The following is a 25,414-nucleotide window of genomic DNA, read 5'->3' on the forward strand; positions in this document are numbered from 1 at the left end:
GGTTCGCTGAGAACGGTGGGGTGCTCCGAGGTGGACGTCAGGCGGCGGCGGGCAGTTCCGCCGGCGTCCACTGGTCGGCCCACCACTGCTGATCGGCCGGCTCGGCGGCCGGGCCGGCCAGCCGGGCGGCGGCGGCCTCGGCGCGCAGGGTCCGCAGGGTCTCGGCGGCCGCCTCGGCGCTGCGCCAGGCGGCCTGCTCGCACTCGAACGCCTTCCGGTACGCCGCGAAGCGGTGCTCACGGACCGCGTTGCGCAGCACCGCCTCCTGCTGGACCGGGTGCAGCCGCGGGTTCCAGCCGCGGTGCGCGAACACGTCGTTGAGCTGGGCGATCGACAGGTTCTGGGAGCGGCACAGCTCGGAGGCGACACGGTGCAGGTAGCGCTGCCGGTCGATGTTCTCGCCCGGTTTGCGGCGGCGGCTCATCAGCGGGAACGCGGTGGCCGCGGAGATCCGGCGGGCGGTTTCGGAGGCCTCCTCGTACGCGGCCCAGGCGGCGTCGACCGTCTCCTGCGCGGTCACCCATTCGGCCCGGCGCCGGACGGCGGCCTCGGCGGCCTCGTCGGCGGCGGCCTCGAGTTCGGCCGCGAACCGGTTCTCCTCGGCGGGCACGACGGGCGCCGTGTCGATGCCCTTGGGCACCGCGGCGACGGCCACCGCGACGGCGAGGATCAGCAGGAGGGACAGCCAGATCGCGGTGGCTTGCGGCACCGCGCCGAGCAGAGTCTGAACAACGGATTCCATGGAGCACCCCCAAAAAGTGGATCTACGGTCGGGCGAGGTGGAACCTCAGCGGACCGGGGGCGCCCGGGAGCCGTGGGCGCGCGGTGTCTCACCGGCGGGGAGGTCGATCGTGCGGGGCGCCGGCGCCGGCGCGGCCGCGACGACCACGGCCGGTTCGGGCTGCGCCGCCGGTGCGGTCGCGCCGGCCGGGGACACCGTGCCGGCCACGGCGGAGGAGGCCGCTGTGACGGGCGACACCGTAACGGGTTCGGCGGGGGCGGGCAGGCGCAGGGTGACCGCCAGCGCGAGAAGCGCCAGCACGGTCAGGAAACGCAGAAACCGCTGCCCGTCCCAGGGGCGGGTTACCGGCTGCGCGACCGCGATCACGTTTGTCAACTTACTCGTAGGCCCCATCCCCCGCACCCGGCGAACGCGGCCGCGCCACCCGTACGTGGTTCTCCGCCGGTCACCCGGGCGAGGGACCATGTGTTCATGGACCTTCAGGTGGTGGAGCAGGTCGCGCGGCTGGACGAGTGGGTCGCCGAGGGTGGCGTGGCCGTGCTCAGCGGCGCGGGCCTCTCGACCGACTCGGGGATCCCGGACTATCGAGGCCCGTCGGGTTCGGCACGCCGCACCCAGCCGATGACCTATCAGACCTTCACCGGCGATCCGATCGCCCGGCGGCGGTACTGGGCGCGCAGCCATCTCGGCTGGCGGACGATCGGCGCCGCCCGCCCCAACGACGGACACCGGGCGGTGGCCCGGTTGCAGGAGCAGGGCCTGCTCGCCGGGGTGGTCACGCAGAACGTGGACGGGCTGCACCAGGCGGCCGGCGCCCGGGACGTGATCGAGCTGCACGGCAACCTGGCCCGGGTGGTCTGTCTGGGCTGTGGCGAGCTCTCCGGCCGCGCGGAGCTGGAGGATCGGCTGACCGCGGCCAATCCCGGGTTCGCCGCGGTGGCCACGACCGTCAACCCGGACGGTGACGTGGAGCTGGACGACGCCGAGGTGGCCGGCTTCACGGTGGTGGACTGCCTGTCCTGCGGCGGGCTGCTCAAGCCGGACGTGGTCTATTTCGGCGAGACCGTGCCACCGGACCGGGTGTCGCGGGCGTTCGGGCTGGTCGCGAGCGCTCGTACGCTGCTGGTCCTGGGGTCGTCGCTGACCGTCATGTCGGGCCGTCGGTTCGTGCTGCGGGCGGCGCGCGACGGCATCCGGGTGGCGATCGTCAACCGGGGCGTGACACGCGGCGAACCGTACGCCGACCTGGTCGTCGACGCTCCGCTGGGCATCGTGCTGCCGCACCTCGCGAAGCCGATTCCGGTTCCGGAACCGGGCACGCATTGACGTGATGACCCTCACTGGGGTTGACTGCCGGAACCGGTACCGAAACCGGTTCCGAAACGCCTTGGAACACCATTGGTAACAACGAGGAGTGCCCATGCCCATCACCATCGCCGACGTGGCGGCCCGGGCCAAGGTCAGCAAGACCACCGTGTCCCGGGTCCTCAACGGCAAGGGTGAGCTGGACGAGTCGACCGCCGCGCGGGTGCGTGCGGTCATCGACGAGCTCGGCTACGTGCCGAGCGCCCGGGCGGTCAACCTGGCCCGCGGCCGAACCCGGGTGGTCGCCATGCTCGTGCCCTCGCTCACCTGGCCGTGGATGGGTGAGGTGGTGCAGGGCGCGGTCGACGTGCTCGAGGCCGAGGAGTACGGGCTGCTGCTCTTCACCTGCAACCGCGGTACGGACTCGATGCGCCAGTTCGCCGCGCAGGTGGCGGCGAAGTCCTTCGACGGGCTGCTGGTGATCGAGCCGGAGGGCACCCTCGACTACATCGCCAACCTGCACGCGCGGGGCCTGCCGATGGTCCTGATCGACGACCGGGACCAGATGTCCGGTCAGCGGATCCCCAGCGTGGGCACGACCAACCACACCGGCGCCGGAGCGGCCGCCCGACACCTGCTGGAGATCGGGCGGCAGCGGCCGCTCATGATCACCGGACCGGCCCAGTTCGGCTGCACCCAGCAGCGCCGGGACGGCTTCGCCGCGGCCTACGCCGAGGCCGGCCACCCGGTCACCGACGACCGGGTCCTGCTGGGCGACTTCACCTTCGGCTGCGGCGCGGAGGCGGTCCAGCGGGCGATCGGCGCGGGCGTCGAGTTCGACGCCGTCTTCTGCCACAACGACATCTCCGCGGCCGGCGCCATGCAGGCGCTGCAGGCGGCCGGCCGGCGAATCCCGGAGGACGTCGCGGTCGTCGGTTTCGACGACATACCGATGGCGGCACACACCCAGCCGCCGCTCACCACGGTCCACCAGCCCATGCGAGAGATGGGCGAGTCCGCGGCCCGTACCCTGCTCGCGCACTTCGAGGGCACCCCGCTGCCCAACCGGCCGACGATCATCCCGGCGACCTTCACCGTCCGCGACTCGACCGCCTGATCCCCACGAGAACCCCCTGACCCGGACGAGAACCGGCCGCCGGTAGGCGACCGGGGATCCATGGTGCCCGCGACCGGACGACATCCGGCCGCGCGATGCCGCACGCCCTCTCAGTGATCACTTCCTTAGGAGTCATTTCCGATGCAGCGACGAAATCTTCTCGCGCTCGCCGTGGCGGGCGTGCTCGCCGGCGGCGGCCTGACCGCGTGCAGCGACTCACCCAACGCTCAGAACAAGAGCAACGCGGAGAACGGCGCGGCCTCCGGCTTCCTGTCGATCGGCATGCCGAACAGCACCCAGACCGAGAACAACAACCCGTTCATCGGCTCGTCCTCGGCGACGAACCTCGGTTACCGCTGGATGATCTACGAGCCCCTCGGCCAGTGGAACAACACCAAGCCGGACCAGCCGCTGAAGCCGTGGCTGGCCAGCGAGATCACGTGGTCGGCCGACTGGAAGACGGTGGACCTCACCATCCGCGACGGCGCGACCTGGTCCGACGGCAAGCCGGTGACCGCCGAGGACGTCGTGTTCACCCACACGATGATCCGGGACAGCAAGGACGGCGCGCTCAACATCTACGCCATCCCGTACGACCAGATCACCGCCGAGGGCAACAAGGTCAAGATGACCTTCAAGTCGTCGCAGTTCACCACGCACCACAAGCTCATCGGGCAGACCCCGACGGTGCCGAAGCACATCTGGTCGACGATCGCCGACCCGGCCACCGACACCATCAAGACCCCGGTCGGCAGCGGCCCGTACAAGCTGAAGACCTGGAGCCAGACCGGCATCATCCTGGAGGCCCGGGACAGCGGGTACTGGCAGGAGCTGCCGAAGGTCAAGGAACTGCGGTACACCTCGTACTCCGGCAACGACACCACGCTGACCGCACTGGCCAGCGGCCAGGCCGAGTGGAGCTTCGTCTTCATCCCGGACTACGAGCAGACCTTCATCGCCAAGGACCCGGCCAACCACAAGGTCACGGCGCCGGGCGTGCTGGGCATCCACGGCCTGTACATCAACACCACCCGCAAGCCGTTCGACGACCCCAAGCTGCGCCAGGCCATGAACATGGTCGTCAACCGGGCGGACATCTTCAAGCAGGCCGAGGCCGGCTACTTCCACCCGGAGATCAAGAGCGTCACCGGCCTACCGGACGGCGCGGGTGACCCGTACATCACCGACGAGTACAAGGGCAAGACCTTCTCGGTCGACGTCGAGGGCGCGAAGACCCTGCTGACCGGTGCGGGCTACAAGCTCGAGGGCGACGTGCTGAAGGACAAGACCGGCAAGCCGGTCACGATCAAGCTGACCGCCCCGGCGCCGTGGTCGGACTATCAGACCTCGCTGGAGATCATCAAGGACAACTTCGCCAAGATCGGCATCGCGGCGACGGTGGAGAAGCCGAACCAGAACGTCTGGGACACCAACGTGCAGAAGGGCGACTTCGACGCCACGATGCGGTGGACCAACGGTGGCTCGACCCCGTTCGACATCTACCAGACCGCGATGGACGGCGACCTCTACAAGCCGATCGGCACCACCGCCCAGCAGGGCAACTTCGGCCGGTTCCAGAGCCCGGAGGCGACCGCGGCGCTGAAGGCGTACTCGAACGCGACCGACGACGCGGCCCGCAAGACCGCGCTCGCCACGCTGCAGAAGATCTTCGTGGAGCAGGCCCCGATGCTGCCGGTCGGCGCGGACAACGTCGGCGCCGCGTACAGCACCAAGAAGTGGGTCGGCTGGCCCACCGCCGAGGACTCCTACGCTCCCGGCCAGCCCACCCAGGCCGGCGCCCTGATGGTGGTCCTGAACCTCAAGCCCGCCGGCTCCTGATCGCGGTGGGCGCCCCGGCCGTCCCGGGGCGCCCACCCACACCTCCTGCGCACGAAGGAACTCCATGACGTCGACACCCGACGCGAAGGCGCCGGCCGGCGAGGTGGTGCTTGAGGCGATCGGCCTGACCAAGCACTTCCCGGTCCGGCGGCGCCTGCGCGACCTGTTCTCCCAGCGGCACGACGCGGTCCACGCCGTCGACGACGTGCACCTGACCCTGCGCCGCGGCCAGGTCACGGCACTGGTCGGCGAGTCCGGCTCGGGCAAGTCCACGGTCGCCCGCCTGCTCGCCCAGCTCTATCCCCGCACCGGCGGGGACATCCGCCTGCACGGGGAGTCCACCGCGGTGAAGTCCGGCGCGGCCTTCCGCCGGTACTGCGCCCGCGTGCAGATGATCTTCCAGGACCCGTTCGCGTCGCTGAACCCGGTGCACACCATCCGGTACCACCTGACCCGGTCCCTGAAGATCCACGGCCACGCCGGCCGGACCGCCGAGGACCTCGAGAACGCCCTGCACGAGCTGCTCGGCCGGGTCCACCTCACGCCGGCCGAGCGCTACCTGGACAAGTTCCCGCACGAGCTGTCCGGCGGCCAGCGGCAGCGGGTCGCGATCGCCCGCGCGCTCGGCGCCGAGCCCGAGGCCCTGCTCGCCGACGAGCCGGTGTCCATGCTCGACGTGTCGATCCGGCTGGGCATCCTGAACCTGCTGCGCGACCTGAAGGAACGCCTCGACCTGGCGATCCTCTACATCACCCACGACATCGCCTCGGCCCGCTATTTCGCCGATCAGACCCTGGTGATGTACGCCGGGCGCATGGTCGAGGGCGGCGACAGCGAGACCGTCACCCAGTCGCCGGCGCACCCGTACACCCGGCTCCTGATCGGCTCCGCGCCCGACCCGGACCGGCTGGCCGGCGACACCGACGTGCTGGAGGAGGACCGTGGCGACGGCGAGCCGCCGAGCCTGATCCGCCCGCCGTCCGGCTGCCGTTTCCACCCGCGCTGCCCGGTGGCGATGCCCCGCTGCAGCACCGACCTCCCGGTCCCCCTGGAGATCGGCGACCGCCCCGGGCACTGGGCCGCCTGCTGGCTGTACGACACCAGCGGCACCGAGGTCAGGAAGGTCCCGTCGTGAAGTACTTCCTGCAGCGCCTCGGGTTCTACGTGTTCACCGCGTGGGCCGCGATCACCCTGAACTTCTTCATCCCCCGGCTGATCCCGGGCGACCCGGTGCAGGCGCTGATCACCAAGTACCAGGGCCAGCTCAGCAGCCAGGCGATCGAGTCGCTGTACGTGCTGTTCGGCCTGGACGAGAACGGCAGTCTCTGGTCGGACTACGTCGACTACTGGAAGCAGCTGTTCGGCGGTGACCTCGGGCTGTCCTTCGCGTTCTTCCCGACGCCGGTCTCCGAGGTGCTGGGCGACAGCATCCTGTGGACGCTGATGCTGGTCGGTGTCACCACCATCCTCAGCTTCGCGATCGGCACCGGGCTGGGCGTGCTGGCCGGCTGGCGGCGCGGTTCGTGGACGGACGGGCTGCTGCCGGTCACCACGTTCCTGTCGTCGGTGCCGTACTTCTGGCTCGGCATCATCGCGATCTACCTGTTCACCGGGCCGGACAGCTTCTTCCCGTCGGGTGGCGGCGCCGAGGTCGGGCTGGTCCCGGCGTGGGACGTCTACTTCATCCCGAGCGCCATCCAGCACAGCCTGCTGCCCGCGCTGACCATCCTGGTGTCCTCGGTCAGCGGCTGGATCCTGAGCATGCGCAACATGATGGTGACGGTGGCCAGCGAGGACTACATCACCGTGGCGCACGCCAAGGGCCTGCCGGAACGCCGGGTGGCGCTGAGCTACGCGGCCCGCAACGCGCTGCTGCCCAACGTCTCCGGGTTCGCGCTGTCGCTCGGGTTCATCGTCGGCGGCACGTTCCTCGTGGAGATCGTCTTCTCGTACCCGGGAATCGGTTTCCAGCTCTTCCAGGCGCTCGGCGCCAACGACTATCCGCTGATGCAGGGCATCTTCCTGATCATCACCATCTCGGTGCTGGTGGCGAACCTGCTGGCGGACATCGCCTACCTGCTTCTCGACCCGCGTACCCGCAAGGAGGGCTGACGCGATGACCGACCGCACCGAACGGCAGCCGCGTAAGCCAGCCGGAGACCTCGCGCGTGAGGGCCAGGAGGGCATCGCCAAGGGAGCACAGCGATGACCGACCGCACCGAACGGCAGCCTCGTAAGCCAGCCGGAGACCTCGCGCGTGAGGGCCAGGAGGGCATCGCCAAGGGAGCACAGCCATGACGATTCCCACCTCGAGCATCGAGCAGGTCATCCCGGTCCAGGGTTCGATGGCGCAGCCGGAGAGCGGCAGGCCGGCCAAGGCCAAGCGGCAGCGGTTCCGGTTCCTGAGCAACCGCAAGGCCACCGCCGGCCTGATCATCCTCGCGGTCTACCTGCTGCTGGCGGTGATCGGCCCGTGGATCGCGCCGTTCGACCCGGGCGCCCGCGGCGACGACCTGATGCAGCCGCCGTCCGGCGAGCACTGGATGGGCACCACCCACCTGGGCCAGGACGTCTGGAGCCAACTGCTGGTCGGCACCCGCAGCGTGATCATGGTCGGGTTCGTGGCCGGCATCGTGGCGACCACACTGTCGGTGATCATCGGGGTCACCTCCGGCTATGCCGGCGGCCGGACCGACGAGGCGCTGTCGGTGCTCACCAACGTCTTCCTGGTGATCCCGGCGCTGCCGCTGATCATCATCGTCACCTCGATCCTGGAGAACGCCGGCGAGTGGGTGGTCGCGCTGGTCATCGGCTTCACCTCGTGGTCGTGGAACGCGCGGGTGCTGCGGGCGCAGACCCTCTCGCTGCGCCGCCGTGACTACGTCGAGGCGGCCCGGGCCACCGGCGAGCGCAGCCGGCGCATCATCCTGTTCGAGCTGCTGCCTAACCTCACCGCGGTGATCGCCTCCGGCTTCGTCGGCACGGTCATCTTCGCGGTGCTCTCCGAGATCACCCTCGCGTTCATCGGCATCACCTCCAGCAACACCTGGAACTGGGGCACCATCCTGTTCTGGGCGCAGGGCCAGCAGGCGCTGGCCCGGTCGGCCTGGTGGTGGTTCGTCCCGGCGGGCCTGGCCATCGCGATCCTGGGCACCGCCCTCTCGCTGATCAACTTCGCGATCGACGAGTTCGTCAGCCCGCGCCTGCGCAGCGCCGGCAAGACAAAGATCAAAACCAGTTCGGGACGTACGGTCCGGATGCGCATCGGCTTCACCCCGGTTCTCAGCAACTCGCCGGAGCCGATCACCCGGGCGTCGCCGATCCCGCTCATCGACCCGAACGGCGCCACCCCGGTCGTCCGGAAGGAAGCAACCTCATGACCGAGCCGGTACTGGAGATCCGCAACCTCAACGTCGAGTACGGGCTCGGCGACCAGGCGGTCCGCGCGGTCCGGGACGTCAACCTGACCCTGCACCGGGGCGAGGTGCTCGGCCTGGCCGGCGAGAGCGGCTCCGGCAAATCCACCCTGGCGTACGGGATGACCCGGCTGCTCGCGCCACCCGGTGTGATCTCCGGCGGCCAGGTGATCTACCACCCCGAGCAGGGTGACCCGTACGACGTGCTGGAACTGTCCGACGCCGGGCTCCGCAGGTTCCGGTGGGCGGAGACGGCGATCGTCTTCCAGGGCGCGATGAACTCGCTCAACCCGGTGCACAAGATCTCCACCCAGCTCACCGACGTGCTCGAGGCCCACGAGCCGAGGATGAGCGAGAGCAGCCGCCTCGCCCGGGCCCGGGAGATGCTGAAACTGGTCGGCATCGCACCGGACCGGATGGACGCCTACCCGCACCAGCTCTCCGGCGGCATGCGCCAGCGCGTCATGATCGGCATGGCGCTGATCCTGCAACCGCAGGTGGTCATCATGGACGAGCCGACCACGGCGCTCGACGTGGTGATGCAGCGACAGATCCTCGGCCAGCTCATCGAGCTGCGGGAACGGCTCGGCTTCTCGGTCATCTTCATCACCCACGACCTGTCGCTGCTGGTGGAGTTCTCCAACCGGATCGCGATCATGTACGGGGGCCGGATCGTGGAGGAGGCGCCCGCCGCCTCGATCTACCGGGACGCGCTCCACCCGTACTCCCAAGGTCTTCTCGGGTCCTTCCCGGCCCTGCGCGGGCCGCGCCGTGAGCTGAGCGGCATCCCCGGATCACCGCCCGACCTGAAAGGCATGCCGGCCGGGTGCTCGTTCCACCCGCGGTGCCCGAAGGCGTTCGACCCGTGCGGCGCGAACATCCCGGTGCTGGGACGGCCCGCAACACCGGACGGCGGCGCCCGGTCGGTGGCGTGCTGGCTGCACCCGACCGCGGAGCCGGTGGGCTGATGGACTTCACCTGGGGCGTGGCCACCTCGGCCTATCAGATCGAGGGCGCGGCCGCCGAGGACGGGCGGACCCCGTCGATCTGGGACACCTTCAGCCGGGAGGTCGTCGGCGAGACCGGTGACGTGGCCTGCGACCACTACCACCGGATGCCCGAGGACGTGCGGCTGATCAAGAAGCTGGGCGTGGGCGCCTACCGGTTCTCGACGTCCTGGACGCGGGTGCAGCCGAACGGGCGCGGCCCGGGGAACCCGGCCGGGCTGGCCTTCTACGACCGGCTGGTGGACGAACTGCTGGCCAACGGGATCGAGCCGTGGCTGACCCTCTACCACTGGGATCTGCCACAGGAACTGGAGGACGCCGGCGGCTGGACGGCGCGGGACACCGCGTACCGGTTCGCCGACTACTCCGCCCTCGTCTTCGACCGTCTCCAGGACCGGGTCCGCAACTGGGGGACGGTCAACGAGCCGTGGTGCGTGGCCTATCTGGGGTACGAGCACGGCGTCTTCGCTCCCGGCCGGCGCGACCCCGCGGCGGCCGTCGCGGCCACCCACCACCTGCTGCTCGCCCACGGGCTGGCCGCCCGGCTGGTCAAGACCCCCGGCAACTCCGTGAGCATCCCGCTCAACATCGGCACGGCCACCCCCGCGTCGGACGATCCGCTCGACGTCGCGGCGGCGTGGCGGGCCGACGGCAACGTGGCACGGATCTTCCTGGACCCGATCAGGCACGGCCGCTACCCGGCCGACGTGGTCGAGGATCTCGCGGCGCGCGGCCACCGGCTGCCGGTCCGCCCCGGAGACATGGAGATCATCGCGGCGCCGATCGACATGCTCGGGGTCAACTTCTACTTCGGGCAGGACTTCGCCGGCCGCGACCTGGACGGCAACACCGTCGACGCGGCCGGGCGGCCGGTGGTGCGGGAGATCAAACCGGACGTGCCACAGACCGACCTGGGCTGGCCGATCACCCCCGACCGGTTCACCACGCTGCTGCTGCGGCTGCACCGCGACTACGGGTACCCGCTGGTGGTGACCGAGAACGGGGCGGTGTTCGAGGACCATCCGGACGCCGGCGGTTTCGTCGAGGACACCGAGCGGACGGCGTACCTCGCCGCCCACATCGACGCCGTCGGCGCCGCCCGGGCCCTGGGAGCCGACGTGCGCGGCTATTTCGCCTGGTCACTCATGGACAACTTCGAGTGGGCGGAGGGTTACGCGAAGCGGTTCGGCCTGGTCCACGTCGATTACCGAACCCAGCGGCGTACGCCGAAACGCAGTGCGCTGTGGTTCGCCGATCGCCTAACGTCCGCTCCATGACCGACTACCTCGAGATCAACCGGGCGATCTGGGACGAGCGGGCCAAGCCGCACGCCGAGTCGCCCGGTTATCGAGCCGCCCTGTTCGCCGGCGACCCGGCCCACCTGAGCCAGGTCGTCAGCTTCGACCGGCCCCGGCTCGGCGACATCACCGGACTCCGCGGCGTGCACCTGCAATGCCACATCGGCACCGACACCATCTCCCTGGCCCGGCTCGGCGCGACGATGACCGGGCTGGACTTCTCCGGCGCGTCCCTGGCCGAAGCCCGGGCCATCGCGGCGTCCGCCTCCTGCGAGATCGACTTCGTGCAGAGTGACGTCTACTCCGCCCGGGAAGCCCTCGACGGTGAATTCGACCTGGTCTACACCGGGATCGGGGCACTCTGCTGGCTGCCCGACGTCAAACGCTGGGCGCAGACCGTGGCATCGCTGCTCGCGCCGGGCGGGCGGCTGTTCATCCGTGAAGGACATCCGGTGCTGTGGGCGCTCGACTACGACCGGACCGACGGCGTGATCGCGCTCGCCGAGCCGTACTTCGAGCAGTCCGAACCGCAGATCTACGACGAGCCCGGCACCTATGTGGACACCGACCACCGGTTCCAGCACACCGTCACGCACGAATGGAACCATGGGATCGGCGAGATCGTCACCGCGGTCCTGGAAGCCGGGCTCGTTCTGACCGGGCTCGAAGAACACCAGAGCGTGCCGTGGGACGCGCTGCCCGGCCGGATGCGGCGGCTGCCCGACGGCGAATGGCAGCTCACCGAGCGTCCCGCGCGGCTGCCGCACACGTACACGCTGCAGGCCCGCAAGCCCGCCTAGGGCCTGCTCGTCTCGCATGCCTGTTTAGTGATCGCCTCCGCCGGGGTACCTGCCGCACATCCCCGGTTTGGAGGCTCTCATGCGTATAGGTGCGGTCATCATCGTCCTCTGGCTCGTACTCGGCGCCATCGCCGCTTACGAGCGCGGCTACTTCTCCGACGCCGACGACGCCAGCTGCGCGAAAGCCGGCACGGTCATCGTCACCACCGTCGCCGGACCGCTCAACTGGATGGGCGTCAACCCCAAGATCAAGTGCGACGTCCCGGAGCCCAGCAAGTAACCGCCTTCCCACCCGGGCGCCGATCCGCGCTCGTCCACCGTGGACTGTCGTCTCCGGCGCGATATGGCCACCGCGTGGTCACGACGCCGGACGGCAGCCCTCGATCTCCCGGCCGGCACCCGGGCCGACGAAACCCATGCCCGCCGTCCGGGCGCTCTTCCAGGGCGCCGGCCGACGGCCCGGCGTGCTCGTCGAACCGACCCTGCTGATCCTCTGGTTCCTTCTCTTCACGCGCCTCCACGCCGCCACGGGCACCGACCTGGCGGCCGCCGACACCCACGCCCAGGCGCGGCGATCGTGCTGACCACCGGCAACCATTTCGTTCTCGACATCGTGGGGAGCGTCGCGCTGTTCGCCGTCGCCGTCGTCGCCGCATCGATGTGGGGCCGGCTCGTCGCGCGCCGGCGCCTCACTCGATTCCGGCCGCCTCCCACGGGTTCCGGACGTCTGGCCCGGCGTTCCGCCCGGCGATCGGCCCGGCGATCGGCCCGGCGATCGGCCCGGCGATCGTCGGAGGTCGCCACCGCCGACGCCCTCCGCGGCCGCCACGCCGAGGTCATGATCACTAGCAAGATCCAGATCCCGGACGACGTCGAGGACCTCGCCGCCCACATCCGCCGCGGCCTGCACGCCAGCCTCACCCGTCTGGGCCGCGGCCACCTGGACCAGTTGGTCCTGCACACCCCGATCCGGCGGGCCGGCACCACGCACCCGCACGCCGTAACCGTGACCATCGCATACGGCCCGCAGCCTGCGCTTCGGCCGCAGCCACCGCCCACCCGTCACCCGTCTCTCGGGGACGGCCGGACTTCGGCGGAGAACAGCCTCACCCGTACCGGAAGAGGGTCTTGCAGTTCGGGGCCGGCGGTGGCCCACGGAGGGATCACGCTTGAGCGCCCTCCGTGGGCCGTCGACGGCCGCGAAACGTCCTACCGTAAGAGGATCAATCCCTCTCGATGAGGTGGCCGATCAGCTGAGGGCCCATGATGACCGGGTTCCCCGACCCGTCCCGGCGGGCATCCGGCTCGGGCAGTTCCACCGGGTCCCCGGTGTTCGAGGCGCCGACGGGCCGCGGCCCGACCCATGCGACCACCAGCCGCGTCTCTCCCTTGAGGAACCGCTGCACCCGGACACCGCCGGTGGCACGGCCCTTCGCGGGGTACGACGCGAACGGCGACATCTTGACCTGCGTCCCGGTCGACGTGACCACCATCGGCTCGCCGTGCTCGTGGTCCGATGTCGGGACCGCGTTGAACGAGATCGCCTCGGCGTCCGCGGTCAGGTTGACGCCTGCCATGCCGCCGCCCTTGAGGCCCTGTGGCCGCACGAGTTTGGCCGGGAAGCGCAGCAGGTTCGCGTCGGAGGTGACGAACACCAGCGATTCCGCGCCGTCGGTGAGCCAGGTCGCCTGCAGGACCTCGTCACCCTCCTTGAGGGTGATCACCTCGAACTCGTCGGACCGGACCGGCCATTCCGGCGCGCACACCTTGACGATGCCCAGTCGCGTACCGAGGGCGATGCCCGGCGAGTCTCCCGGAACGAGCGGCGCCAGCCCGACGACCTTCTCCCCGGCCTGCAACGGGACCAGCTCGGACGCGGACATGCCGCCGCGCAGCGAGACCGTCCCGGCTTGTTCGGGGAGGACCGGCAGCGGCAGCACGTCGGTCTTGAACGCCCGCCCCCGGTTGGTGATGAGCAGGATGCGGCCGCGCGCCGTGGAGTGGATCACCGCGCGGACGGCGTCGTGTTTGACCCGGCCGCTGCGGCTGCGCGCCTCGGTGGACTCCTCGCTCTCGGCCGCGGTCCGGGCGATCAGCCCGGTGGCGGAGAGGATCACCTGGCAGGGGTCGTCGGCGACCTCGAGCGGCCCGGCCGGCACCGACGCGGCGAGCACCTCTTTGAGGTCGCCGTCGATGAGTGTGGTCCGCCGGGCGGCACCGAACTCCTTGGCGACGGCGGCGAGCTCGTCGGAGACGACCTTCTTCAGCACGGTCTCGTCGTCGAGGATGCGGGACAGCTCGGCGATCTCGTTGCGGAGCCGGTCCTGTTCGGCTTCGAGCTCGATCCGGTCGAAGCGGGTGAGCCGCCGCAACGGTGTGTCGAGGATGTAGGTGGCCTGGATGTCGGAGAGCCCGAAGGAGTCCATCAGCCCGGCCTTGGCGGCGGCCGCGTCGTCGCTGGCGCGGATCAGCGCGACCACCCGGTCGATGTCGATCAGGGCGATGAGCAGGCCGTCGACCAGGTGCAGGCGGTCCTCGCGCTTGGTGCGCCGGTACGTCGTACGCCGGGTGACGACCTCGTAGCGGTGCTGGACGAAGACTTCGAGGAGCTCCTTGAGCCCGAGCGTGCGGGGTTGCCCGTCGACGAGCACCAGGTTGTTGATGCCGAACGAGCTCTCCAGGGGGGTGAGCCGGTAGAGGTCGGCGAGCAGCGCCTGCGGGTTGACGCCGACCTTGCACTCGATGACGAGGCGGGTGCCGTGCTCGCGGTCGGTGAGGTCCTTGACGTCCGCGATGCCGACCAGGCGGGCGGCCTGGCGCTGGCCGCGCCGCGGGCCGGAGGTGATCATCTTGCCTTTCACCTCGTCGGTGATCGCTTCGATGATCTTCTCGGTGCCGATGCCGTAGGGCAGCTCGGTGACGGTGATGGCCTGCCGGCCGCGGCCGCCTTCGAGGGGGCCGGTCTGCGCGCGGGCCCGGACGCGGACCACGCCACGGCCGGTCTCGTACGCCCGGCGCACCTCGTCGAGGCCGAGCAGCTGGCCGCCGGTGGGCAGGTCGGGACCGGGGACGAAGCGCATCAGCTCGTCGAGGCTCGCCTCCGGTTTCTTGATCAGGTGCCGGGCGGCGGCCACGACCTCGCCGAGGTTGTGCGGGATCATGTTCGTCGCCATCCCGACGGCGATCCCGGACGTGCCGTTGACCAGCAGGTTCGGGAAGGCGGCGGGGAGCACCTTGGGCTCCTGCTCGGAGCCGTCGTAGGTGGGCTTGAAGTCGACGGTGCCCTCGCCGAGCTCGCCGACGAGCAGCATCGCCTCGCGGGACATGCGTGCCTCGGTGTACCGCGCGGCGGCGGGGCCGTCGTCGGGTGAGCCGAAGTTGCCGTGCCCGTCGATGAGCGGGGTGTTGAGCGAGAAGTCCTGGGCGAGCCGGACGAGGGCGTCGTAGATCGCGACGTCGCCGTGCGGGTGGTACTTACCCATCACGTCGCCGACGACGCGGGCCGACTTCACGTACGGCCGGTCGGGGCGCTGGCCCTGCTCGGACATCGACCAGAGGATCCGGCGGTGCACCGGTTTCAGGCCGTCCCGGGCGTCCGGGAGGGCCCGGGAGTGGATGACCGAGTACGCGTACTCCAGGTAGGAGTCCTCCACCTCGGTGACCAGCGGGTTGTCGATGACCCGGGCGCCGGCCTGGTCGAACGCGGAAAGGTCGACACGTTTCTCGGTTTTGCGGCGTGCCATTGTCAGCGACCCTCTCAGGCGTCGATGGTCTCTTGGTCGATCCGGCCCGCGGCCTCGATCAACCAGTTCTTCCGGGGCTCGACCCGCTCACCCATCAGCAGTTCGAGGGTCGCCTCAGCGCGCTCGGCGTCCTCGATGGTGATCCGCCGGACGGTGCGCTCGGCCGGGTTCATCGTGGTGTCCCATAGTTCGTCGGCGTCCATCTCGCCGAGGCCCTTGAACCGTGGCACCGGTTTCTGCACCTGCCTGCCGCCGCGTTCGAGCCGGGAGACGGTGCTCTCCATCTCCTGCTGGGTGTAGGTGTAGAGGGTCTCGGAGTTGCGGCCCTTGATGACCACCTTGTGCAGCGGCGGCATCGCGGCGAAGAGCCGCCCGTTCTCGATGACCGGCCGCATGTACTTGGCGAAGAGGGTGATCAGCAGGGTCCGGATGTGCGAGCCGTCGACGTCGGCGTCCGCCATGATCATGACCCGGCCGTACCGCATCTGGCCGATGTCGAAGGTGCGGCCGGAGCCGGCGCCGAGGACCTGGACGATCGCCGAGCACTCGGCGTTGTCCAGAACCTGCTGCAGGCTCGCCTTCTGCACGTTGAGGATCTTGCCGCGGATCGGCAGGAGCGCCTGGTACTCCGAGGAGCGGGCCATCCGGGCGGTACCGAGCGCCGAGTCGCCCTCGACGATGAACAACTCGGAGCGGTCGATACCGATGGCCCGGCAGTCGACCAGTTTCGCCGGCATCGACGCGCCCTCGAGGGCGGTCTTGCGGCGGGCGGCGTCCTTCTGCTGCTTCTGGGTGAGGCGGACGCGGGCGGCGTCGACCACCTTCTGCAGGACGGTGCGGGCCTCGGTCTTGGTGCGACGGCCGTCGATCCACTCCTTCAGGTACGCCTCGACCAGGCTCTGCATGACCCGGGCGACACCCGCGGTGGACAGCTCGTCCTTGGTCTGGGAGGTGAACTGCGGCTCCGGGACCCGGACGTGGATGACGGCGGTCATGCCCTCCAGGAAGTCGTCCAGGACGGGCGGCTCCTCCTTGGGCTTGAGCAGGCCGCGGGCGTTGCGGATGGCCTCGGTGAGCGCTCGCACGAGGGCGCGTTCGAAGCCCTTGCGGTGGGTGCCGCCGTGCATGTTGCGGATGGTGTTGGTGAAGCACTCGACGGTGCGCTCGTAGCCGGTGCCCCAGCGGAAGGCGACCTCGATCTGGGCGGTGCGCACGACGTTCGACTGCATGACGCCGTTGGCGTCGGCGGCGTTCTCCTTGTAGGTGCCCTCGCCGGTGACCAGCAGCATGCCGGACACCGGCTTGTCGGCGGCCGGGGTCAGGAACTCCACCATGTCGGCCAGGCCGTTGGGATAGTGGAACGTCTCGGTGGCGGGCTCTTCGGCGGTGGCGTCGAACAGCGAATATTGCACGCCGGGGACCAGGAACGCGGTGTTGCGCAGCTTGGTGCGGACGTTGTCGACGTCGAGCCGGGCGCCGGTCTCGAAGTAGCGGGCGTCGTACCAGTACCGGATCGAGGTGCCGCTGAGCTCGCCCCGTTTCATCCGGCGGACCACCCGCAGACCGGCCTGGCGGGTGAACGCGGCCTCCGGCCCGGGGCCGTCGAAGACGCCGGGGACGCCGCGCTGGAACGAGATCTCGTGAACCTTGCCGTCCCGCTTGACGGTGACGTCGAAGCGGTGCGACAGGGCGTTGACGGCGGAGGCTCCGACGCCGTGCAGACCACCGGAGGTCTTGTAGCCGGAGCCGCCGAACTTGCCGCCGGCGTGCAGCCGGGTCAGCACCAGCTCGACGCCGCTCAGACCGGACTTGGCGTGCACGTCGACCGGGATGCCCCGGCCGTCGTCGTCGACCTGGACCGAGCCGTCGCTGTGCAGGGTCACCGCGATGCGGGTGGCGTGCCCGGCGACACCCTCGTCGGTGCAGTTGTCGATGATCTCGTTGGCCAGGTGGTTGATGCCCCGGCTGTCGGTGGAGCCGATGTACATGCCCGGGCGTTTCCGGACAGCGTCCAGCCCTTCGAGGTGCGTGAGGTCGTCGGCCCCGTACAAGGTCTCTGGTTGCGCGGTCACGAGGCGGCACTCCCGATCGGCCATGGTGGTCAAGGACGGCGCGAGCCTACCCGGACCCTCCGACACTTCTGCCCCAGGCGAGGCAGGTCTAGACCACACCGTGGCCAAAATCGGGATGAACCACCGTAAAATGTGGCCTACGACACGATGGCCAGCGGTGCTGCCTGCGGCTGAAGGGCTCGGAAGAGGTCCAGCGGGTAAGGCTTACCCGGAACGGACACCGGTGGCAGCTCCTGGTAGGCGATGAGCTCGTCGGTCACGTCCCGGGTGGCCGAGCAGACCACCACGGTGTCGTGCGGCGCGTACGCCTGTAGACGTGCCGCCGTGCTCACCACGCTGCCACTGATCATCCCGTATCCACCGTCGAACGCCGCGAGCGGGTCGACGATCACCTCCCCGGTGGCCAGACCGACACGGGTCCGGACGGGGAACCTGCCGGCCAGGAGTCGCCCCCTCAACGTCTCCTGGACCGACAGGCCCGCCCACACCGCGGATGCGGCCGCCCCCGGCCCGAATCCGCCCTCCGCGGCCCCGAAGACCGCCATCACCGCGTCGCCGACGTACTTCTCGACGATGCCGCCGCACTCGCGGACCACCCCGGCGACCGCCGAGAAGTAGTCCCGCTGCAGCGCGCGCACGTCCGCACAGTCCAGCCGGTCCACCAGCGAGGTGAAGCCGACGATGTCGATGAACAGCACGGTCACGGTCTGACGCCGCTCCTGAACGGCATTGGTGACGGTGGTCATGTCTCACGCTCCCCCAGATCTCTGCGTTGACCGGGAGTACGGTGCCAGCCCGCGACAACCGGCGGATCCGCAGAACGACGTATCTCTGACAGCATCGAATTCCGTCGTTTTTGTGACGCAGAACAGTCCGAACCGACGACATAGTGATAGGCGGATACGGATTAGGCTGCCGGACATGGCCAGCCTGGGGGACGAAGGGCCGCTTGTCGGGCGTACCGGCACGCTGGCCGATGTTCAGTCCTACCTGCGTGACGTCGGACCGGGCGGGACCGCCGCCGTGTTCGTGACCGGGGAGAGCGGCGTCGGCAAGAGCCGGCTGCTGCGTGAGACGACCGCCGCGATGAGGACGCACGGCTTCGCCGTCCTCTTCGGCACCTGCCTGGACATCGGTGACGCCTCGCCGTTGCACCCGGTGCTGCAGGCGCTGCGCCGGCGCGAGGACAGCGGCCCGGCCACGCCCGCCGACGACGCCGGCGCCCTGCTCGAACGGGTGTCGCGGGATCTGCGCGCGATCGCCGGCGACCAGCGGCTGCTGCTCGTGCTCGACGATCTGCAGTGGGCCGACCGGAGCACCCGCCAGCTGCTGCTCTACCTGCTCGCCGGCCTCGGTGACGTGCGGGTGTCGGTGCTCGCCGCGATCCGCGCGGAGGCGCTGCACGGCACCCACCCGCTGCGCCGGGTGCTGGCCGAGTTGCGCCGCCTGCGGTCGGTCCGGGTCGTCGATCTGGCCCCGCTCAGCCAGGAGCAGACCCACGAGCTGGTCGGCGCGATCGTCGGCGGCACGGTGGCGTCCGAGGACGCCGACCGGGTCTACAAGCGCAGCGGCGGCAACCCGTTCATCGCCGAGGAGCTGGCCCGCGATCTGCGCGACGGCCGGATCGAGCTGTCCGACACGCTGCGCGAGATCTTCCTGTCCCGGGTGGACGAGCTGCCGCCGAACGCGCACACCGTGGTGCACGCGATCGCCGCCGGGGTCGAGCCGATCCACCACTCGGTGCTGGCCCGGGTGGTGCCGCTGCCGGAGGATCAGCTGATCGAGGCGATCCGGGCTGCGGTCACGCACCGGTTCGTGGCCAGCGACGGCGACGGTTACAAGCTGCGGCACCGGCTGGTGGCCGAGGTGCTCGAACAGGAGGTGCTGCCGGCCGAGGCCGCCTCCCTGCACCGGCGGTACGCCGAGGCCCTGGAGGCGTTCGAGGGCGAGCCGGACAACGCCCGGCTGGCCCACCACTGGCAGCGGGCCGGCGAGCCGGACCGGGCGCTGGCCCCGGTGGTGGCCGCGGCCCACGCCGCCGAACGGATGTACGGGTTCGCCGAGGCGCACCGCTACTGGACGATCGCGCTGCACCTGTCCGCCGAGACCGATCCCCGCCGCACCGATCTGCTGGGCAACGCCGCCGAGTCGGCACACCACTGCGGCGAGAACCTGCTGGCCCTGGCCCGCCTCGAGGAACTGGCCGGCCGCCCGGACGCGCCGGGCCGCTCCGACCTGCACCTGCGCCGTGCCCGGTACCTGGCGGCGGCGGGCCGGTCGGCGACCGCCGAGATCGAGTACCAGCGCGCTCTGGAGGCGCCGGACTGCACCCCGCGCCGGCGCGCCTCGGCCGCCGCCTACCTGGCCGAGCTGCTGCTACACCTGGGCCGGTACGCGGACGCCAACCAGCACGCGCGGGAGGCCCTGGAGCTGGCCGCCGTCAACGGGGCGACCACCGACCTGGTCCGGGCGAGCGCCGCGCTGGGCTTCAGCGCCGCCTTCCGCGAGGACCCGGACGCCGGTCTCGCCGTCATCCGGCACGCCGTGGAGATCGCCGAGCGGTCCGGGCACCCGGACGACCTGGGTGTGGCCTACCTGCATCTGGCCGAGCTGCTGACCGGCCCGCTGAACAGCATCGAGGAGGGCATCCTGGTGGCCCGGCGGGGCGCCGAGCGGCTCGCCGACCGCGGCGCCGGGCGCACCTACCAGACCCGGCTGCTGGCGATCGCCGCGAAGGGGCTGTTCCGGATCGGCCAGTGGACGGAGGCGTACACGGTCATCGAGACCGCGATGAGCAACCGCCCGTCCGGCGCCGACGCGGTGGAGCTGCTGCTCGGCCGCCTCCAGCTGCTGGTGAACTTCGGTGAGTTCGCCAACGCCCGCCGGGATCTGGACGGTGTGGCGACCCTGCTGGCCGGTGGCGGCGCCCGGCACGTGCTGCCGATGCTGACGCTGCGGGCCGGGCTGGCGATCTGGCAGGGCGAGCACGCCGACGCCCGCGCGGCGGTGCAGCGTGCGGTCACCGAGACCCGTTCCGACGATCTGGTTCTGTTGGGCGTGCTGGCCTGGCACGGGCTGCGGGCGGAGGCGTACGCGCACGCGGCCGGGCATCCGGCTGACCCGGGCGCCATGCGCCGCCTCCGGTCGGTGATGGATCGCCTGGTCAAGGGCACGGTGGACGCGCCACCGGCGGTCCGCGCGGTGGTCGACGGCTATCTCGACCTGTGCACCGCCGAGATCAGCCGGGTCGAGGACCGGCACGATCCCGAGCCGTGGGCGCGGGCGGCCGCGATCTGGGACCGGCGCCAGCAGCCGTACCCCGCGGCGTACTCCCGGCTCCGGCACGCCGAGGCCGCCCTGCATCGCCGGGTCCGGCGGACGGCGGCGATCAAGGGCCTGCGTGCGGCGTACGAGACCGCCACCGCGATGGGGGCCCGCCCGCTGGCCGACGAGATCATCGCCGTGGCCCAGCGGTACCGGGTGACGCTCGGCGAGGACGCGCAGAGCCTGCCCGCCGGTCCGGAGCGGGCCGCCGACGAGTTGTCCACCCTGACCGGGCGGGAGCGGGAGGTGCTCGCCGCCGTGGCCGAGGGCTTGACCAACCGGGAGATCGGTGAGTTGCTGTTCATCAGCGAGCGCACGGTCGGCGTACATCTCGGGCATATCTTCGACAAGCTGCAGGTACGCAGCCGCGTCCAAGCCAGCCGGGTCTATCTGACAGCCGCCTGACCAGGCAATCGTTATCCGAGCGTGACATACGTATGCGGAATACGTCGTTCTACCGATCCCCTCACCGGACACCCGTGGAAATGTGGTCGCCACGGGGGAGCACCGCCCGGCGACCTGCTTCGCCGGGCGGTGCTGGGGGCCCTCCGCTGCCTTTGCATCACCCACGGAGGATCCGATGACCCAGCCCACCTGGGGCCCCGTTCAGCAGGAGATGTCCGATATCCTGCAACGGCACCCCGACGACGTGCCCGGAGTTGTCGACCAGCTGACGAGACTCCAGGAAGTCCTGTGCCGCATCCCACCGCTGCTGCACGGCAATCCGCTGGCCGACTTCAACAAGCTGTACCTGACCATCACGGAGAACGTGCTCGACCGTCTCTACGCCGGCAAGTTCAAGGATCCCGCGTTCCTCGCACGACTCGACGTCGAGTTCGCGGCCCGCTACTTCGACGCGCTGCGCTACTGGACCGAGGCCAGCCCGGCCTGTCCGGGAGTGTGGGCCGGCCTGTTCACCCGGATTCCCGGCCCCGACGCGCGCCCGCTGCCGTCGGCCGTGGCCGGAGTCAACGCGCACATCAACTTCGACCTGCCGTTCGCCCTGGTCACCACGTTCGACCACCTGGGCAGCGATCCCGTCGACGGTAGCGATCAGCACCACGACTATCTGCAGGTCAACGACATCTTCGCCGAGGAGATCCCGGGCCTGCGGCGCGGCTACCTGGATCGCTGGCAGCTGCTCATCGACACGATGAACGGCGACCTGGACGACTGGTGGCAGGGCGAGATGGTGGAGTACACCCGCAACGTCGCCTGGCGCAACGCGCAGCGGATCTGGGCGCTGCGCCATGACATGGCCGCGCTCGACAAGGAACGGCGACGGCTCGACAACACCGCCACCGGCCTCGGCAAACTGTTGCTGTCGCCGTTCGGCGGCTTTCTGCAGTGAGCCGGGTCCGGCCGCCGCGCCGGCGATGACCCGGTCGGGCCACCGGCCGGCCGGCGACCCGACCGGGTGACGGGTACGTGTCGCACTCCGTTGTGCGACAGGGGCCGGCATACGCGGCTGACCAGCGTCCGATCACTTCTGGGCACGCTCCCAAAATCGGACGGGAAGCGCTTTCCCGCCGTGCTATAAAGGCGCCGGGCGAGGCATCGCACACGGGGGGATGCCTCGCCCGCCCGATGCGACGGCCGGCCGCCACGGGGGCGGCCGGCCGGGCTTCGCGGCGCACGGCGTACCCGGGAAGGGGTGTGCCGCCGTCCGGGCCGGGAACGTGTCATCACATGGCCTATGTGAATCCGACGGGCGAGTTCACCCGTGATCAGCGCTATATCGGAACCCGGATCACCGCGGACGGGCGGGACGGTTTCCCGGTGGAGCCCGGGCGTTACCGGCTCGTCGTGAGCCGCGCGTGCCCCTGGGCGAACCGGGCGATCATCGTGCGGCGGCTGCTCGGACTGGAGAACGCCCTCTCGATGGGCGTGGCCGGGCCGACACACGACGAGCGGAGCTGGACGTTCGACCTGGATCCGGGCGGACGGGATCCGGTCCTCGGCATCGAGCGGCTCCAGGAGGCGTTCCTCGCGCGGTACCCCGACTACGACAAGGGGATCACCGTTCCCGCGATCGTGGACGTGCCGACCGGGGAGGTGGTCACCAACGACTTCGCGCAGATCACCATCGACCTGTCGCTGGAGTGGACGTCGCTGCACCGGCCGGGAGCACCCCGTCTCTATCCCGCCCATCTGCGGGAGGAGATCGACGAGGTGAACGAGGTCGTCTTCCGGGATGTGAACAACGGAGTCTATCGGGCCGGGTTCGCGGGCACGCAGGAGGCCTACGAGAAGGCGTACGCGCGGTTGTTCGAGCGTCTCGACCAGCTGTCGGCCCGGCTGGAGCGGCAGCGCTATCTGGTCGGCGACACGATCACCGAGGCGGACGTCCGGCTGTTCACGACGCTGGCCCGGTTCGACGCCGTCTACCACGGCCACTTCAAGTGCAACCGGAGCAAACTGACCGAGATGCCGGTGCTGTGGGCGTACGCGCGGGACCTCTTCCAGACGCCCGGCTTCGGGGACACGATCGACTTCGACCACATCAAGCGGCACTACTACGAGGTGCACCGCGACATCAACCCGAGCGGGATCGTGCCGCTCGGCCCGGATCCCCGCGGCTGGCTGACCCCGCATGGGCGCGAGGAGCTGGGCGGCCGGCCGTTCGGCGACGGCACGCCCCCGCGCCCGCTGTCCTAGGCGCCGTGTGGTGGACCCCGCGGGAGCGAGGCGCCTAAAGCCCGTTCAGCAGGGTCCGGAGCAGGCCGGTCAGCTGGCCGGCCTGCTCCGGGGTGAGCGTGGCGAGAAGCCGCTGCTGCTCGGCGAGGCCCGCGGCCACGGCCCGGTCGGCGATGGTGTGGCCGTGCGGGGTGAGGCGGACCAGGATGCCGCGGCGGTCGTTGGGATCGGGTGAGCGGGCGACGAGACCGGCCTTCTCCAGGCGATCCAGGCGGGCGGTGGTGCCGCCGGTGCTGAGCATCATGGACGCGGCCAGCGCGCCGGGCGAGAGCTGGAACGGCTCGCCGGCCCGGCGCAGCGCGGCGAGCACGTCGAACTCGGCCCGGCCGATGCCGTGGGCGGCGTAGGCCCGCTCGGTGGCGTCGCCGGCCAGCTTGGCGAGGCGGAAGATCCGGCCGAAGACCCCCATGGCCTCGGTGTCGAGGTCGGGGCGTTCGCGGGCCCACTGGCCGAGGATCCGGTCGATAGCGTCGGTCACATTCCCCATTTTCTTGATGACGAGCTTCTCGACAAAGTTTATCTTTACGTCGAGATACTTGATGTCGAGGGATGTGGGTGCGATGCGGCTTGTGCTGATCACGGCGGCGACACCCGTGCTGTGGGGGACGACGTACGCGGTCACCACCGAGTTCCTGCCCCCCGGCCGGCCACTGCTCAGCGGCATGCTGCGGGCGCTGCCGGCCGGGCTGGTGCTGCTCGCGCTCACCCGCGAACTGCCCCGTGGATCCTGGTGGTGGCGGTCCGCGGTGCTCGGGGCGCTCAACATCGGGATCTTCTTCCCGCTGCTCTTCGTGACCGCCTACCGGCTGCCCGGCGGGATGGCGGCGGTGCTCGGGGCGGTGCAGCCGTTGCTGGTGGCCGGGCTCAGCGTGCTGTGGCTGGGTGAGCGCGTCTCCTCGCGTACCGTGCTGGCGGGTCTGATCGGCGCCCTGGGCGTCGCCCTCGCCGTGCTGACCGCCGCCGCCCGCCTCGACCCCGCCGGCATCGCCGCCGGCCTGGCCGGAGCCGCGTCCATGGCCGTCGGCCTGGTCCTCACCAAACGCTGGGGCCGCCCCGGCGTCTCGATGCTCACCGTCACCGGCTGGCAGCTCACGGCGGGCGGATCGCTGCTGGTCCCGGTCGCCCTCCTGGCGGAGGGCCCGCCTCCGCCGCTGTCCGGGGCAAACCTCGCGGGGTACGCCTACCTGTCGCTGATCGGCACGGCGCTGGCCTACACGCTCTGGTTCCGCGGGCTGGAGATGCTGCCCGCGACCCGGGTCTCGCTGCTCAACCTGCTCGCTCCACTGACCGCCACCCTGGTCGGCTGGGCGGCGCTGGGCCAGTCGCTGACGCCGGTGCAGCTGGCCGGCATGGCTCTCGCCTTCGGCGCCGTCGTCGGGGGACAGTCAGCGCATGTCCGCCGTGGTCACCACCCGGCTCTCGAAACCGCCGCGGGCCGCCCGCAGCATGGCCCGCCCGACCGCGTCGGTGGTGGTGACGTACCGTGGCGCGATCCTGCGGAGCACCGGGACGAGCGGCGCGATCGCGGTGTAGACGGCGTTGTACCAGCCGGTCTTCGAGCGGACGCCGTGCATCGGCTGGATGAAACCGGGACGGAACGCGAACCCGTTGCGGAACAGCTCCATGACCTCCCGCTCGGTCCGGGCCTTGACGCGCGACCACATCAGCCGGCTGTCCGCGTCGGTGCCCTCGCCGGAGACGTAGACGAACGTCATCTCCGGGTCGATCCGGGCGAGGGCATGGGCGGCCGCCATCGGATAGTCGTAGGAGACCCTGGTGTAAGCGGCCTCGTCCATCCCCACCGATGAGACGCCCAGACAGTAGAAACAGGCGTCGTAACCGGTCAGCTCCCCCTCGATCGGCGTGAGGTCGGCGAAATCGGCGAGAGTGACCTCGCGCAGTCTCGGGTGCCGCACGCCGGTCGGTGTGCGCGTCACCACCAGGACACCTGTCACATCCGGGGCGATCAGGCACTCCCGCAGCACACCCTGACCGACCATCCCGGTCGCCCCGAACACGATCACCCGCATCTCTCCAGTGTGCCGTCCGCGGGG

General features: G+C 70.5%; 21 protein-coding genes and 1 pseudogene. 15 read left to right on the top strand and 7 right to left on the bottom strand.

Annotation, left to right across the window (positions count from 1 at the left end; genetic code table 11):
• Positions 1-37: 37 nt before the first annotated feature.
• Together Aut01nite_RS08570 and Aut01nite_RS08575 are read right to left on the bottom strand one after the other, a co-directional pair.
• The gene (locus Aut01nite_RS08570) at positions 38-742 is read right to left on the bottom strand and encodes a hypothetical protein (protein WP_043526082.1); all 705 of its coding nucleotides are present in this window, start codon (positions 740-742) and stop codon (positions 38-40) included.
• A gap of 45 nt (positions 743-787) precedes the next feature.
• Positions 788-1,108 (bottom strand): hypothetical protein, encoded by a 321-nt coding sequence (locus Aut01nite_RS08575; RefSeq protein ID WP_043526083.1) that lies wholly within the window; start codon positions 1,106-1,108, stop codon positions 788-790.
• Between the two features lie 105 nt (positions 1,109-1,213).
• Between Aut01nite_RS08575 and Aut01nite_RS08580 the strand changes: the two genes are divergently transcribed.
• The 11 genes from Aut01nite_RS08580 to Aut01nite_RS08630 all read left to right on the top strand — a co-directional run bounded on the left by Aut01nite_RS08580 (position 1,214) and on the right by Aut01nite_RS08630 (position 12,108).
• A complete protein-coding gene (locus Aut01nite_RS08580) occupies positions 1,214-2,068 on the top strand; it encodes an NAD-dependent protein deacetylase (RefSeq protein WP_043526140.1) in 855 nt (284 codons plus the stop codon).
• Between the two features lie 94 nt (positions 2,069-2,162).
• Positions 2,163-3,164, top strand: coding sequence for a LacI family DNA-binding transcriptional regulator (locus tag Aut01nite_RS08585; RefSeq protein WP_043526085.1), 1,002 nt, complete (start codon positions 2,163-2,165; stop codon positions 3,162-3,164).
• A 141-nt stretch (positions 3,165-3,305) separates the two neighbouring features.
• Complete coding sequence (locus Aut01nite_RS08590) at positions 3,306-5,003, top strand: ABC transporter substrate-binding protein (protein WP_043526086.1); 1,698 nt, start codon at positions 3,306-3,308, stop codon at positions 5,001-5,003.
• A gap of 64 nt (positions 5,004-5,067) precedes the next feature.
• The gene (locus Aut01nite_RS08595) at positions 5,068-6,138 is read left to right on the top strand and encodes an ABC transporter ATP-binding protein (RefSeq protein WP_043526088.1); all 1,071 of its coding nucleotides are present in this window, start codon (positions 5,068-5,070) and stop codon (positions 6,136-6,138) included.
• Positions 6,135-7,115 (top strand): ABC transporter permease, encoded by a 981-nt coding sequence (locus Aut01nite_RS08600; RefSeq protein WP_043526090.1) that lies wholly within the window; start codon positions 6,135-6,137, stop codon positions 7,113-7,115. Before Aut01nite_RS08595 ends, Aut01nite_RS08600 begins: the two co-directional genes overlap by 4 nt.
• Before the next feature lie 182 nt (positions 7,116-7,297).
• Positions 7,298-8,383, top strand: coding sequence for an ABC transporter permease (locus Aut01nite_RS08605; protein WP_063958829.1), 1,086 nt, complete (start codon positions 7,298-7,300; stop codon positions 8,381-8,383).
• Entirely contained in the window at positions 8,380-9,387 is a 1,008-nt protein-coding gene (locus tag Aut01nite_RS08610; RefSeq protein ID WP_043529314.1) for an ABC transporter ATP-binding protein, read from the top strand. Before Aut01nite_RS08605 ends, Aut01nite_RS08610 begins: the two co-directional genes overlap by 4 nt.
• Positions 9,387-10,703: a GH1 family beta-glucosidase gene (locus Aut01nite_RS08615; protein ID WP_052164241.1), complete on the top strand. Its 1,317-nt coding sequence runs from the start codon at positions 9,387-9,389 to the stop codon at positions 10,701-10,703. The genes Aut01nite_RS08610 and Aut01nite_RS08615 overlap by 1 nt, the downstream gene beginning before the upstream one ends.
• A complete protein-coding gene (locus Aut01nite_RS08620; protein WP_043529318.1) occupies positions 10,700-11,524 on the top strand; it encodes a class I SAM-dependent methyltransferase in 825 nt (274 codons plus the stop codon). Before Aut01nite_RS08615 ends, Aut01nite_RS08620 begins: the two co-directional genes overlap by 4 nt.
• 79 nt (positions 11,525-11,603) lie before the next feature.
• On the top strand, positions 11,604-11,804 hold the full coding sequence (locus Aut01nite_RS08625; protein WP_043529320.1) for a hypothetical protein: 201 nt from the start codon (positions 11,604-11,606) through the stop codon (positions 11,802-11,804).
• A gap of 136 nt (positions 11,805-11,940) precedes the next feature.
• Positions 11,941-12,108, top strand: a complete 168-nt coding sequence (locus Aut01nite_RS08630) for a hypothetical protein (RefSeq protein WP_161790710.1) — start codon at positions 11,941-11,943, stop codon at positions 12,106-12,108.
• A gap of 639 nt (positions 12,109-12,747) precedes the next feature.
• Here Aut01nite_RS08630 and Aut01nite_RS08635 read toward each other — a convergent pair.
• The 3 genes from Aut01nite_RS08635 to Aut01nite_RS08645 all read right to left on the bottom strand — a co-directional run bounded on the left by Aut01nite_RS08635 (position 12,748) and on the right by Aut01nite_RS08645 (position 18,085).
• Positions 12,748-15,267 carry a DNA gyrase/topoisomerase IV subunit A gene (locus tag Aut01nite_RS08635; protein WP_043529324.1) on the bottom strand — a complete coding sequence of 840 codons (2,520 nt, stop codon included), beginning with the start codon at positions 15,265-15,267 and terminating at the stop codon, positions 12,748-12,750.
• Positions 15,268-15,281: 14 nt separating this feature from the next.
• The gene (locus tag Aut01nite_RS08640) at positions 15,282-17,363 is read right to left on the bottom strand and encodes a DNA gyrase/topoisomerase IV subunit B (protein ID WP_173476720.1); all 2,082 of its coding nucleotides are present in this window, start codon (positions 17,361-17,363) and stop codon (positions 15,282-15,284) included.
• Positions 17,364-17,476: 113 nt separating this feature from the next.
• The gene (locus Aut01nite_RS08645; RefSeq protein WP_043529326.1) at positions 17,477-18,085 is read right to left on the bottom strand and encodes an adenylate/guanylate cyclase domain-containing protein; all 609 of its coding nucleotides are present in this window, start codon (positions 18,083-18,085) and stop codon (positions 17,477-17,479) included.
• A 175-nt stretch (positions 18,086-18,260) separates the two neighbouring features.
• Here Aut01nite_RS08645 and Aut01nite_RS08650 point away from each other — a divergent pair, with 175 nt between their 5' ends.
• The 3 genes from Aut01nite_RS08650 (at position 18,261) to Aut01nite_RS08660 (ending at position 23,321) form a co-directional block, all read left to right on the top strand.
• A complete protein-coding gene (locus Aut01nite_RS08650) occupies positions 18,261-21,068 on the top strand; it encodes a helix-turn-helix transcriptional regulator (RefSeq protein WP_043529328.1) in 2,808 nt (935 codons plus the stop codon).
• A 175-nt stretch (positions 21,069-21,243) separates the two neighbouring features.
• Positions 21,244-22,014, top strand: a complete 771-nt coding sequence (locus Aut01nite_RS08655) for a DUF5995 family protein (RefSeq protein ID WP_043529330.1) — start codon at positions 21,244-21,246, stop codon at positions 22,012-22,014.
• Positions 22,015-22,352: 338 nt separating this feature from the next.
• The gene (locus Aut01nite_RS08660; protein ID WP_043529333.1) at positions 22,353-23,321 is read left to right on the top strand and encodes a glutathione S-transferase family protein; all 969 of its coding nucleotides are present in this window, start codon (positions 22,353-22,355) and stop codon (positions 23,319-23,321) included.
• Positions 23,322-23,355: 34 nt separating this feature from the next.
• On the opposite strand, the gene Aut01nite_RS08665 is transcribed toward Aut01nite_RS08660, so the two are convergent.
• Positions 23,356-23,847 carry a MarR family winged helix-turn-helix transcriptional regulator gene (locus tag Aut01nite_RS08665; protein WP_043529399.1) on the bottom strand — a complete coding sequence of 164 codons (492 nt, stop codon included), beginning with the start codon at positions 23,845-23,847 and terminating at the stop codon, positions 23,356-23,358.
• A 73-nt stretch (positions 23,848-23,920) separates the two neighbouring features.
• On the opposite strand from Aut01nite_RS08665, the gene Aut01nite_RS08670 reads away from it, so the two are divergent.
• Positions 23,921-25,168 carry a DMT family transporter gene (locus Aut01nite_RS08670; RefSeq protein WP_201775588.1) on the top strand — a complete coding sequence of 416 codons (1,248 nt, stop codon included), beginning with the start codon at positions 23,921-23,923 and terminating at the stop codon, positions 25,166-25,168.
• Here Aut01nite_RS08670 and Aut01nite_RS44765 read toward each other — a convergent pair.
• Positions 25,115-25,390, bottom strand: a pseudogene (locus Aut01nite_RS44765) (NAD-dependent epimerase/dehydratase family protein); the annotation flags it as partial. The gene Aut01nite_RS08670 and the pseudogene Aut01nite_RS44765 overlap by 54 nt on opposite strands.
• Between the last annotated feature and the right edge of the window lie 24 nt (positions 25,391-25,414).

Origin of the sequence: Actinoplanes utahensis, assembly GCF_016862455.1 — a bacterium.
Classification (GTDB): domain Bacteria; phylum Actinomycetota; class Actinomycetes; order Mycobacteriales; family Micromonosporaceae; genus Actinoplanes; species Actinoplanes utahensis.